The 12,741-nt window shown below is 65.9% G+C and carries 8 protein-coding genes and 1 riboswitch; of the genes, 2 read left to right on the top strand and 6 right to left on the bottom strand.

Annotated features, from left to right (window positions below; translation table 11 throughout):
* Window positions 1–2 precede the first annotated feature (2 nt).
* From GGQ64_RS11105 to GGQ64_RS11120, 4 genes are all read right to left on the bottom strand, one after another.
* The gene (locus GGQ64_RS11105; protein WP_183803723.1) at window positions 3–947 is read right to left on the bottom strand and encodes an ABC transporter substrate-binding protein; all 945 of its coding nucleotides are present in this window, start codon (window positions 945–947) and stop codon (window positions 3–5) included.
* Window positions 944–1,729, bottom strand: a complete 786-nt coding sequence (locus GGQ64_RS11110) for an ABC transporter permease (RefSeq protein WP_183803724.1) — start codon at window positions 1,727–1,729, stop codon at window positions 944–946. The genes GGQ64_RS11105 and GGQ64_RS11110 overlap by 4 nt, the downstream gene beginning before the upstream one ends.
* Window positions 1,730–1,870: 141 nt before the next feature.
* Window positions 1,871–1,974, bottom strand: a riboswitch (TPP riboswitch).
* 28 nt (window positions 1,975–2,002) lie between these two features.
* Complete coding sequence (locus GGQ64_RS11115; protein WP_183803728.1) at window positions 2,003–3,421, bottom strand: MFS transporter; 1,419 nt, start codon at window positions 3,419–3,421, stop codon at window positions 2,003–2,005.
* A 199-nt stretch (window positions 3,422–3,620) separates the two neighbouring features.
* A complete protein-coding gene (locus tag GGQ64_RS11120; protein WP_183803731.1) occupies window positions 3,621–8,411 on the bottom strand; it encodes an NAD-glutamate dehydrogenase in 4,791 nt (1,596 codons plus the stop codon).
* A 320-nt stretch (window positions 8,412–8,731) separates the two neighbouring features.
* Here GGQ64_RS11120 and pdxY point away from each other — a divergent pair, with 320 nt between their 5' ends.
* Together pdxY and GGQ64_RS11130 are read left to right on the top strand one after the other, a co-directional pair.
* Window positions 8,732–9,610: a pyridoxal kinase PdxY gene (pdxY, locus tag GGQ64_RS11125; RefSeq protein WP_183803735.1), complete on the top strand. Its 879-nt coding sequence runs from the start codon at window positions 8,732–8,734 to the stop codon at window positions 9,608–9,610.
* Between the two features lie 144 nt (window positions 9,611–9,754).
* Window positions 9,755–10,396 carry a carbonic anhydrase gene (locus tag GGQ64_RS11130; RefSeq protein ID WP_183803738.1) on the top strand — a complete coding sequence of 214 codons (642 nt, stop codon included), beginning with the start codon at window positions 9,755–9,757 and terminating at the stop codon, window positions 10,394–10,396.
* Window positions 10,397–10,462: 66 nt separating this feature from the next.
* Here the strand turns inward: GGQ64_RS11130 and GGQ64_RS11135 are convergent, their stop codons facing one another.
* Window positions 10,463–11,275: a lytic murein transglycosylase gene (locus GGQ64_RS11135; RefSeq protein WP_246422594.1), complete on the bottom strand. Its 813-nt coding sequence runs from the start codon at window positions 11,273–11,275 to the stop codon at window positions 10,463–10,465.
* A 198-nt stretch (window positions 11,276–11,473) separates the two neighbouring features.
* On the bottom strand, window positions 11,474–12,508 hold the full coding sequence (locus GGQ64_RS11140; RefSeq protein ID WP_183803757.1) for an aspartate-semialdehyde dehydrogenase: 1,035 nt from the start codon (window positions 12,506–12,508) through the stop codon (window positions 11,474–11,476).
* Between the last annotated feature and the right edge of the window lie 233 nt (window positions 12,509–12,741).

Here is a 12,741-nt window from a genome sequence, read left to right on the forward strand (position 1 = left end):
GCTCACCGGACCTCGACGGCAACAGCGTCGACGGCCGGCGCTGCCTCGATCAGGCCGCTCTCCTTCATGAACGCGCCGAACCGCTCGTAGCGCGCGCGGTCGAGCGCTGCCGGTCGCTTGGCAAAACGCGGCAGCGTGTCCGTGAAGGCCTGCCGGTTCAGGGCGTCGTCGAGGTCGGGATAGGTCTTGACGAAGAGCTGCCAGGCCTCGTCCGGATGGTTGGTGATGAACACGGCCGCCGTCTCCACGGCGGCGAGGAAGCGCGGGAGGCGGTCGTCGGCGACGAGATCGCTGTGGGTCACGAAGACCAGCTCGTCATAGACCGGCACGCCGTGCTCCTCGGGAAAAAAGGCACGGCCCTCGTGGCCCGCTAGCCGCATTTGCGTAAGCTCGAAATTGCGAAACCCGCCGAGGGTGGCATCCACCTTTCCGCCGATCAGCGAGGGCGACAGCGAGAAGTTGACGTTGATCAGTTCGACGTCGCTCTTGGAAAGGCCTTCGGAGGCGAGCATGCGCCCAAGCATCGCATCCTCGAAGCCGGAGACGGAGAAACCGATCCGCTTTCCCTTGAGGTCCTTCAGGCTCTTGATCGGACCATCTGCCAGCACGGTGACCGTGTTCAGCGGCGTTTCCACCAGCGTACCGAAGCGGACGAGCGGCAGGCCGGCGGCATGGTCGAGATACAGGTTCGGCTGGTAGTGCACGCCGATGTCGGCCTGCTTCGCCGAGACCAGCCGCGGCACGGCGGAGGGGTCGGCCGGCGGCACGAGCTCGACCTCCAGCCCGGCCTCGGCGAAGAGGCCGCGTTCCCGGGCGATCACCATCGGTGCATGGTCGGGATTGACGAACCATTCGAGCAGGATCGTCAGCTTGTCGGCGGCGGATACGGGGCCGGCTGCGACGCCGGCGAGCGCCAGCGTCAAGAGGAAGGAAAGGGTGCGGATCATGGTTTGCGAGGTCTCCTGCGCAAGGGATTGAAGGACGGGGTTTCTGTTTCTTCGGCCCAGGGCGTGAGGCCGGCGGTGAGGCGGTCGACGGCGAGCCGCAGCAGCACGGTCAGTGCGGCGAGAACCGCCATGGCGGCGAAGACGGTCGCGGTCTGCATGCGGGCGTTCGCCTGCACCATGACAAAGCCGAGCCCGGCCGAGGCCCCCACCCACTCGCCGACGACGGCGCCGAGCGGCGCCAGCGGGGCGGCCACCCGCAGGCCGGAGATGAGCCCCGGCAGCGCCAGCGGCACCCGGACGGCGAGAAGCGCCTGCCAATGCGTCGCAGGTGTCAGCGACACGGCGTCGAGGATGGTGCGGTCGGTCCGCCGCAATCCGTCGGCAAAGGCGGATGCGACGGGAAAGAAGATGATGATCGTCGTCATCGCCACCTTCGAGGCCATGCCGAAGCCGAGCCAGAGGACGAGGATCGGCGCCAGCACGAAGACGGGAAACGCCTGCAGGATCAGCACCATCGGCCAGACGAGCTGGCCGAAGCGCGGCAGCGCCGCAATGCCGAAGGCCGTGGCCGTGCCGAAGAGGGTGCCCGTCAGGAGCCCGGCCAGGATCTCCGTCATCGTTACCAGGCTGTGGCCGGCAAAGAAGCCGGGACGCTCCGCGAAGGCGGAGACCACGGCCGCAGGCGAGGGCAGGAGATAGGGTGGGGGAGCGAAAAGCCAGACCGATGCCTGCCAGAGGGCGGCAAGGGTGACCGTGGCCAGCCCCGCGTGAAGGGCGCGCATGGTCCTGTCAGACGCCGGCGGCGCGTCCGTCTTGTGGCAGGTGCAGTGGCCTGTCGGCGGCCGGATGGTTAGCAAGCGTCATGGTCGATCTCCCGAACGATTTCACGGAGATCCAGGTGAGCGGAGAAGAGAAAGAGGCACCTTGCGGGCGTTTTCCGTTCCTACGCCGGTATGACCCGGATCAGGTTCAAGGGTCCGGCTCACCGCCATCTCAGCACCGTTACGATGCCCCCCTCGGAATAGTTGGGAAACTGACGACAATATCGGCCGATGTCAACGGCCGAATGGAACGGGCGCGACTTTGGCGGATTTCCCCGGTCTGTCCGCCGGATAGGGCGTCGGCAGCAGGAGGACGAGGCCGACGACGAGGAACACCACCAGCGCGCCCATGCCGAGCGCCGCCGATCCGGTGAAGCTCGTGACGATCCCGACGGAAAGCGGCGCGGCGAACGAGGTCGCCCGGCCGGTCAGCGCATAGAGGCCGAAATAGCGGCCCGCCTCTTCCGGCGCCACGCTTCGGGCGAGATAGGAACGGGCAGACGCCTGCACCGGGCCGAAGGCGATGCCGACGAGCAGGCCATAGACGATGTAGGCCTTCTCCGCCGCCGTGCCGAACAGGCCGCCGGAATCCTCCCTCGACAGCGGCAGCAGGCCGAACAGCGTATGTCCGGGCGCCGTCGAGACGATCCCGAGCGTGGCGACGATCAGGCAGGCGAGGCTTGCGACCACGACGCTCTTGGAGCCGAGGCGGCTGTCGAGCCGGCTTGCCCAGAAGCAGCCGCCGATCGCCACGACGTTGAGGATGATGCCGTAGATGCCGAGTTCCATCGTCTGCCAGGCGAACATGCCGGCGGCAAAGGTGCCGCCGAGCGCCAGCAGGCCGTTGACCCCGTCCTGGTAGACCATCCGCGCCACGAGGAACCGCAGGATGCCGCGTCGCACCTTGAGCTCGCCGAGCGTATCGCCAATGGACGAAAGGCCGGAACGGACCGCCTGCCCGATGGGAAGGCCCTTGCCGCGGTCGGGCGTGAGCAGAAACATCGGCAGGATGAAGACGAGATACCACACGGCCGATATCGGTCCGGTCACGCGCGCATCCTCGCCGGCTGCCGCATCCAGCCCGAACAGCGGCGCGATCCCGAGCGCCGTCAGACCGGTATCGGGGCTTGCGGCGAAGAACAGGACGATGGCGATCAGCACCATCATCCCGCCGAGATAGCCGAGCCCCCAGGCGAGGTTGGACACCCGCCCCGCGTCCTTGGGCGGCACCAGCGAGGGCATCATCGAATCATTGAAGACGATGGAGAACTCGGCCGCGACCGTGGCCAGCACCATCATCGTCAGCGGCAGCAGCAGGCTCGTGCCCGGCACCGCATACCAGAGCGTCCAGACCGAGACGATCTGGACGACCGCGAAGGCTCCGATCCAGGGCTTGCGCCGGCCCGAAGCATCCGCGATGGAACCGAGCACCGGCGACAGCAGCGCGATGATGATGCCGGAGATCGTCAGCGTATAGCTCCAGGCCGCCTGGCCGGTCACCGGATCGGCCGCCATGCGCGAGACGAGATAGGGGCCGAAGATGAAGGTGGTGATGACCGTGAAGAACGGCTGCGCCGCCCAGTCGAAGAGCATCCATCCCAGGATTCCGGACCGTCCCGCCGGATGCCCGGCCTCGGCTTGCCCTGTCGTCATCGTCCCTCCGCCCGAAGCGCCGCCTGCCTTCAAGCTTCCGCCTTTTCAAGGCCGGACCAATCCCCGCGGACCGCGCGATCCCGGGGGACGCACGGAAAAGGTTATCCATCCGCCCGATGGTTAGCCGGATGCCGAGCGGGATCAGGCGGTTCGGAGCGTGAAGCCGGGCGCGACAAGGGCCGCGCCCGGCCGGACTGTGTCACCTCGTCCTGCCGTGCGCAAGGTCGCTGACGACCCCGGCGGCGACGGAGATCTTCGCAAGCGTCGCTTCTCCTGCCTCCGACAGCGCGCTCAGCCGGCCGGTGACCATCCCGAGCTTCTCGGCATCGGCCGCCTGCCAGGAGGCGAGCGGGTTCTTCTCGCCCTTGTGCCGGTTGAGGACGGCGACCGTCAGCGCCCGTCTCGCATTGGAAATGTCGGAAAGGTTGCGCGACAGCGCCAGCGATTCGTAGAGGTCCGTCGTCGGCACCCGCCCGGCCGCCCCGAGCAGGGTGCCGATGTTGAGCATGTCGCTGACGCCGGCATAGGTCTGCGCGGTGCGGATCAGGTTGTCGCCGGTCTCGGTCGAGATCAGCATGATCTCGGGGACGAAGCTCATAGCGCGCAGGTCAGTGATTTCCCGGGCCAGGTGTTCGGGAACGCCCTTGTCCTCGAAATAGAGCGCCTTGCGGCGCAATTCCTCGCGCGCCGCATCCGGCAGCAGCGTCGACAGGTGCGGGCGGAGTTGTTTCAGCGCCTGCTTCAGCTTGTGGACCGCCGCATCCATCGGCGCGTCGATCGCCCCGGTGGTCAAAAGTAGCGACGTCGCGTTCGAGAACACCCGGCCGAGGCTCTCGTAGACCTCGTTCTGGGCCGAACCGCTCATCTGGTTGTCGAGCGCGTCAGTCGCGGCATAGAGCGGGAACAGCTCGTAGCCCTCGAAGGCCAGCATCGCCGCCTTCACCACGTCTGCGCTGGTATAGCCCGAGCCGTCCGTGAGCTGGCTCACGAAGGCCGGCCCGCCGCGATTGATCACGCCGTTTGCGAGGATGGTCGCGATGATCTCGCGGCGCAGCCGGTGCGTCCTGATGTCGTCGGCATAGGTCCGCTGCATCTTTGCGGGGAAATAGCCGATCAGCGTCGGTTCGAAGTAGGGATCGTCCGGCAGCTCGCTGTCAAGGATCTCGTCGAACAATACGATCTTCGAGTAGGATAGCAGGACGCCGATCTCGGCCCGCGTCAGCGGCATGCCGGCCCGGTAGCGCTCGTCCATCGCCTGTTCGCTCGGCAGTACCTCGACCTGGCGATTGAGTTGGCCCGCCGCAACCAGCCGGCTCATCAGCCGGGAAAGGCCGGTCCGGTTTCCCTGCCCCTGACGCTCGCAGAGCGAGATCGCCAGCGGCTGCAGGTAGTTGTTGCGCAGCACCAGCTGTGCGACCTCGTCGGTCATGGAAGAGAGCAGCTTGTTGCGCTTCTCCCGCGTCAACCGGTCGTCGCGCATGGCCGAGGCGAGCGCGATCTTGATGTTCACCTCGACGTCGGAAGTATTGACGCCGGCCGAGTTGTCGATCGCGTCCGAATTGCAGCGCCCGCCCTTGAGCCCGAAGGAAATGCGGCCGCGCTGGGTGACGCCGAGGTTGGCGCCCTCGCCGATCACCTTGGCCCGCACCTCGTCGGCGGTGACGCGGATCGCGTCGTTGGCGCGGTCGCCTACCTCCGCATCCGTCTCGCCGGCCGAGCGCACATAGGTGCCGATGCCGCCGAACCCGAGCAGGTCCACCGGCGCCTTCAGGATCGCGGTCATGATCTCGAACGGCGTCGCCTTCTGCCGGTCGATGCCGATCGCGGCCATGGCTTCGGCAGTCAGCGTGACCGACTTCTCGTTGCGCGAAATGATCATCGCGCCCTTGGACAGGGCGGCGCGGTCGAAGTCCTGCCAGCTGGAGCGCGGCAGGGCGAACATGCGCTTGCGCTCGGCAAAGGAGAGTTCGGTATCCGGGTTCGGGTCGATGAAGATGTCGCGGTGGTCGAAGGCGGCGATCAGCCGGGTCTTGCGCGACAGCAGCATGCCGTTTCCGAAGACGTCACCCGACATGTCGCCGACGCCGACGACGGAGAACGGTGTCTTCTGGATGTCGATGTCCATCTCGCGGAAATGCCGCTTCACCGCCTCCCAGGCGCCGCGGGCGGTGATGCCCATCTTCTTATGGTCGTAGCCCGCCGAACCACCGGAAGCAAACGCGTCGTCGAGCCAGAAGCCGGCTTCCTGCGCCAGCGCGTTGGCGGTGTCGGAGAAGGTCGCCGTGCCCTTGTCGGCGGCAACGACAAAGTAGGGATCGTCGCCGTCGAGCCGCACGGTGTCGGCCGGCGGCACCACCGCCTGGCCCTCGATGTTGTCCGTCACCGAAAGCAGCGTGCGGATGAAGGTCTTGTAGGCCTCCTTGCCGGCGTTGAAGACGGCGTCGCGGCTGCCACCTGCCGGAAGCTGCTTCGGATAGAAGCCGCCCTTGGCGCCGACCGGCACGATCACCGCGTTCTTCACCTGCTGGGCCTTGACGAGGCCGAGCACCTCGGTGCGGTAGTCCTGCGCGCGGTCCGACCAGCGCAGGCCGCCGCGGGCAACGCGGCCGAAGCGCAGGTGCACGCCCTCGACCTCGGCGCCGTAGACGAAGATCTCGCGGAACGGCCGCGGAACCGGCAGCCCTTCCAGCGCCTGTGGATCGAACTTGAAGGCGAGCGTCGCAAGCGGCTCACCGGAGGCGTCGCGCTGGAAGTAGTTGGTCCTGAGCGTCGACTGGATCGCATTGACGTAGCGGCGCAGGATCCGGTCCTCGTCGAGGCTCGGCACGGTTGCGAGCTCGTCTTCGATCCGCACGGCGAGTTCCTCGCCGCGCTTGACGCGCTTGCGTTCGGCAAGCTTCGGATCGAGCCTTGCGGCGAACAGGCGGAACAGGTCCGCCGCGATCGCCGGGTACTTGTTCAGCGTATCGGCGATGTAGCCCTGCGAATAGGCGATCCCGGTCTGGCGCAGGTAGCGCGCATAGGCGCGCAGCACCATGATTTCGCGGACGTCGACCCCGGCGGTCATGATCAGCCGGTTGAAGGTGTCGTCGTCCGTCAACCCACGCCAGGTCGACAGGAAGGCATCGGTCAGCACGCCGGAAAGCTTCGCGAGGTCGATGTCCAGCCCGTCGCGGTGGCGAAGCTCCATGTCGTGCAGCACGACCAGGCGGCTTGCGCCGTCGAGGTCCGTGACCGTGATGTCGTGGGTCTGCTCGCTGACGACGTTGAAGCCGAGGTTTTCCAGGAGCGGTACGCGCCGGGAGAGCGACACGGCATCGCCGGCATGGAAGATCTTCAACTCCAGCATCTTCGCGTCGGTGTTGCCCGGCTTCCGGTAGAAGGCGATCTGGATCGGGTCTGTTTCCGTCGCCGCCTCGAAGAAGCGCAGGTCCGCATGGGCCTCGGCCGGGGAGAACGCCTCCTGATAGGCCTGGGGCGTGATCAGCTTGGCGGAATCGGGGCCTGAAAGCGCCTCGAAGCGGTCGGTCCAGCGGGTGGCGATATCCCGGATCGACAGCTCGAGCTTCTTCTGCGGGACGCGCGGCGTCTTGCCGCCGGAACGGCCGATGATGAAGTGCACGCGCGCCAGCCCGCCCTCGGGGAAGGCCGGGTAGTAGGCCGATACGCGCCCCTCGTAGACGGTCTTCAGGTAGCTGCCGATCTTCTCGCGCACGTCGGAATCATACTGCTCGCGCGGCACGTAGACGATCACGGAGACGAAGCGGTCGAAGTGGTCGATGCGCGGCAGCACGCGGATCCGCGGCCGGTCCGCAAGCTCGTTGATCTGCTCGCAGAAGCTCGCAAGCACCCCCGTGTCGATCTGAAAGAGGTCGTCGCGCGGATAGGATTCCAGCGTGTTGATCAGCATCTTGCCGGAATGGCTGTGCGGGTCGTAGCCGAAATGATCGACGATGGCCTGAACCTTCGAGCGAAGCAGCGGGATCTCCGAGGCCGCATGCGTATAGGCGGTCGACGTGAACAGCCCGACGATCCGCAGTTCGCCCACGACCTTGCCGTTGCCGTCGAAGCGCTTGACCCCGATATAGTCCATGTAGGCGCGGCGGTGGACGACCGAGCGGGCGTTCGCCTTCGTCACGATCAGGAAGTCCGGCCCTTCGAGGAAAGCCAGGATCTCCGGCGTCGTCGTCACCGCGTCCTTGCCGAGCCGCAGCACGCGGACGTCGGGATCGGCAAGGATGCCGAGTCCCGGACCGCTGCTGCGCTCGACCGAGGCGCTGTCGCCGTCGCGGCTGTAGGTGTATTCGCGCATGCCGAGGAAGGTGAAGTTGTTGTCGCGCAACCATTCCAGGAAGGCGACGGCTTCGTCCTTCTCCGCCTGGCGCCGGGCCGGACCGGACACCGCCATCTCCGAGACCGCCACCGCCAGGGTCTCCATCATCGGCTTCCAGTCGCCGACGGCCATGTGGACCTGGGCCAGCACCAGCCGTATGCGCTCGATCAGGCTTTCGGCTTCGGAGGCGGCGAGTTCGGACAGGTGGATCTCGATATGGCTGACCCGATGGCGCGGGTCGCTCGCCTCCTCCGGCGAAAACAGCCTCGGCTGCTTGTCCGGCTCGATCACGAGGATCGGATGTATGGCCAGGTGGATGTCGCGATGCGTGCTCGTGACCTCGCCCATCACCGAGTCGTAGAGGAAGGGCTGGTTGCGATCGGTAACCGAGAGGATCGAGACCGGCTTGCCCTGGGGGGCGATCGCCTCGACCGTCGCCACGGTGACCCGCGGCTCGCCGCCGTCCCAGGCGCTGATCTCGCGATAGGCATGGGCCGCAGTGGCGGCCAGCATATCGGCGCTATAGCCTTCCAGGTCATCGTTGCTCGCTCGCCCGAACAGGGTCGAAGGATCGATCGCCTTCTCTCCCAGTTTCGACACGGCGGCCGTGACCGCCTCGATCTGCTTCTCGCGCCTGGTGTTGATGCGTGACGCCATGAATCACTCCCCGAGATTTTTGCTGGACCCTAGCAGAAGAAAGGCGGTTCGCGACCGTTTTATAGGAGGAGGCCGGATTTCAATCGATTTTGGCAGAAAATCCCCGAAATCCCGACAATACCACCCCGGCACGCGCGATTTTTCCAGGATTCCAGAGCAAAATCAGTCGAAAGCGCGGGCGCCGATCGCGCCACGGCATCCCGTCTGGGCAGGATCGCGCGCAGTCACACCGGTAGGCGCGCCGCCGCAACAATGTCTTGCAGAGCACCGGCCCATGGTTCATTGGATCTGGCGGCATAATGAAGGCGAGGAACGGTCGGATGAACGAGAGCGAAAAGGGCGCAATCCTGGTCATATCGAGCCATGTCGTGCGCGGCACGGTCGGCAACCGCGCCGCGGTCTTCGCGCTCGAGACCCTCGGCCACCCGGTCTGGGCGCTGCCGACCGTCATCCTGTCCTGGCATCCGGGCCATGGAAGGTCGACGCGTGTGGCGATGGCGCCTTCCGAGTTCGACGCGATCGTCGACGATCTTCTGGCCTCACCCTGGCGCGGCGAGATCCGGGGTGTCCTGTCCGGTTATATCGGCGATCCCGCCCAGGCGACGTCGGTCGCCCGGCTGGTGCGGACCCTGAAGGCGGAAAATCCCGACCTCCTCTATCTGTGCGATCCGATCTGCGGCGACGAAGGCGGCCTCTACGTCCCCGCTGCCACAGCCGAGGCGATCCGCGACGAGCTTCTGCCGATCGCATCGATCGCCACCCCGAACCGCTTCGAGCTGGCCTGGCTTGTGGGAGCGCCGCTCGAAAGCAATGCCGCGATCATGGACGCGGCCCTGTCGCTCGGGCCATCGCGCATGCTGGTGACGTCGGCCTACCCGATGATGTCGGGCAGCATCGGCAATCTCTATCTCTCCGGCCGGACGGCCCTTCTCGCCGAACACCGGCAGGTGCCCGAACCACCGCACGGCACCGGCGACCTGATGGCGGCCCTGTTCCTGTCGCGCATCCTCGAAGGACATTCCGAGGAGCGGGCGCTGCATCTCACCACCGCAAGCGTCTTCGAAATCGTGGCGCGCAGCGCCAAGCGTGGCGCCGACGAACTGACGCTGGAGCAGGACGCCTCGAGCCTGTCGACGCCGATGGCCATGGTACAGATGCGACGGCTCGTTCATCCCGGCGGCGCCAAGCGCGGCCAGTGATGTGCGCCGGTTGCGCAAGGGCGCAAAATGTTCTCGCAGCCGTCGGAGCGTCCGCCGGCTCGAGGCTTGCGCTTGGGCGCCCCGCTCGCTACAGCAATCGCCGCGCCTATTACTCATTCGTCACCGCACGGGGGTATCGACCACATGCATCGCTTTCCTGACCGCCTTCTGACCGGCTATCAGAACTTCATGGACGGGCGCTTCAACGAGCAGCAGCAGCGCTACAGGACGCTGGCCGACAGCGGCCAGAAGCCCCGGACGATGGTGATCGCCTGTTGTGACTCCCGCGCCGCGCCGGAAACGATCTTCGACAGCGGGCCGGGCGAACTCTTCGTCGTGCGCAACGTGGCCAACCTGATGCCGCCCTACGAGCCCGACGGACACTATCATTCGACCTCCGCCGCCCTCGAATTCGCGGTCCAGTCGCTGCGGGTGTCCGACATCGTCGTCATGGGCCACGGTCGCTGCGGCGGCATCAAGGCGGCACTCGACCTGGATGCCGAACCCCTGTCTCCCGGCGACTTCATCGGCCGCTGGATGCACCTCCTGAAGCCTGCCGCCGAACAGATCCAGAGCAACGACGTCATGACGCCGGGCGAACGCCAGCGTGCGCTGGAGCGTATCTCGATCCGCAATTCCATCGCCAACCTGCGCACCTTCCCCTGCGTCGAGATCCTGGAGCAGCGCGGCAAGCTCAACCTTCACGGCGCCTGGTTCGACATCTCCACCGGCGAGCTGTGGATCATGGATGCCAAGACTGGCGATTTCCGCCGCCCAGGAACGTGAAGCTGGGAACGTGAAAAGGCCCGGCGCGCGACCGAGCCTCTCAGACTGTCTTCGGTTGGGTGACGGTCAGTCGCCGTCAATCTCGGCGGCGATGATGGCGATCGCGCGCTGGTAGACGTTCGCCGCATTCCAGCCCTGGATCGCGGCGAAATTCGCCTGACCCGGCTGGTAGCCGGCGCCCGGGGTCCAGCCATGGCCGCGCAGGAAGTTCGCTGTCGAGGCAAGCGCGTCGGCCTTGGAGCGGACGAGATCGATCCGGCCGTCGCCGTCGCCGTCCACGCCGTATTTCAGCACGTTGACCGGTAGGAACTGCGTCTGGCCGATCTCACCGTGGGCAGCACCGCGCGCCTGGGTGCTGAGCGTGCCGTTCTGGACGAGGTTCAGCGCCGCATAGAGCTGGTTGGTGAAGTATTCCGACCGGCGGCAATCATAGGCGAGCGTGGCGACGGCAGAGAGCGTGTGCTCCTTGCCGAGGAAGCCGCCGAAACCGGTCTCCATGCCCCAGATGGCGATCAGCGGGCCGGCCGGCACGCCATACTGGCCCTCAATCCGGGCAAACAGGGCTGCGTTCTGGCGCTTCAGCCCCTTGCCGCGTTTCATGATCGCCTGGCCGCCGCGCTTCTGCATGAACTGGTCGAGCGACAGCTTGAAGCTCTTCTGGCCGCGATCGGCGCGGATCGTCGCCCGGCTGTAGTCGACCTGGGCGAAGGCCTGGTCGAGCGTGCGCGGGCTGATGCCGTTGGCGGCGGCCTCACCCTTGAACTGGTCGACCCAGGCCGCGAAGCCCGTGGCATTGTTGCCGCATTGCGCGGCCGTGGCCACCGCCGGTATCGCAGCCGTCAGCACGATCGCTGCCAGCCCCTGGAACATCCGCTTCATCAAGCCCATTGAAATAAACCCCGTGATCTCTCGAATCGCTTCGCGCGCAAACTTGCCAATGCCTGTCAGACAGTTCCTAGCCGTTCGATGCAGTCTCAGGGCGTTTATGGCGCCGCAGTGCGTCGTTTCAGGCAAAAGTCCCGCATCGTCTGACGGTGGATGCGGGACCTTCAATTTCGTGGGCCGGGAAAAGTTCCCTCAGGCGGCCTGCTTCTTGGACTTGATCAGCCCGCGATTGACGAGAAGTTCGGCAATCTGGATTGCGTTCAGAGCGGCACCCTTGCGCAGATTGTCCGAGACCACCCAGATGTTCAGGCCGTTCTCGACGGTCGCGTCCTCGCGGATGCGCGAGATGTAGGTCGCATCCTCGCCTGCCGATTCGTAGGGCGTGATGTAGCCGCCGTTTTCGTGCTTGTCGATCACCTGGCAACCCGGTGCCTCGCGAAGGATGTCGCGCGCCTCGTCGGCGGTGATCTCGTTTTCGAACTCGATGTTGACCGATTCGGAATGGCCGATGAAGACAGGAACGCGCACGGCCGTGCAGGTCACCTTGATCTTCGGGTCGAGCATCTTCTTGGTTTCGGCCAGCACCTTCCACTCTTCCTTCGTGTAGCCGTCTTCCATGAACACGTCGATGTGCGGGATGACGTTGAAGGCGATGCGCTTGGTGAACTTCTTGCTCTCGATCGGATCGGCGACGAAGACGGCGCGGGTCTGGTTGAACAGTTCGTCCATGCCGTCCTTGCCGGCGCCGGAAACCGACTGGTAGGTCGATACAACGACGCGCTTGATGGTGGCGCGGTCGTGCAGCGGCTTCAGCGCGACGACGAGCTGCGCCGTCGAGCAATTCGGGTTGGCGATGATGTTCTTCTTCGTGAAGCCGTCGATCGCGTCCGGGTTAACCTCCGGAACGATCAGCGGCACTTCGGAGTCGTAGCGCCAGGCCGACGAGTTGTCGATGACGACGCAGCCCTGGGCGCCGATCTTGGGCGAGTACTTCAGCGAAACGGCGCCGCCGGCGGACATCAGGCAGATGTCGGTGTCGGAGAAGTCGTAGGTTTCGAGATTGTGCACCCTCAGCGTCTTGTCGCCGAAGGAAACCTCCGTGCCGATCGAGCGGCTCGAGGCCAGCGCCACGACCTCGTCAGCCGGGAAGCCGCGTTCGGACAGGATGTTCAGCATTTCGCGCCCGACATTGCCGGTAGCGCCGGCGATTGCAATCTTGAAACCCATGGGTCTTGCTCTCTTTCTCTGCCTCTCCTCGGTTCGTTGAGGGGAAGCCCGGCAGCCGGAGCACGCGGGCCTCTTGTCCCCGGCCGTGCCGGGGAGAGAGCGGCGGCCAAGGACGTCAGACGGTTTTCGTCGTCGTTTTGGCCATGAATTTGGAAGAAGCGGGCACGCGCCGTGCCTCCCCGGCAATCTCTGCCGGCCGGCTGCTGTCTGCGATTTCTAGCTCGCGGCAAAGC

Source organism: Mycoplana azooxidifex (assembly GCF_014196765.1).
Taxonomy (GTDB): Bacteria; Pseudomonadota; Alphaproteobacteria; order Rhizobiales; family Rhizobiaceae; genus Mycoplana; species Mycoplana azooxidifex.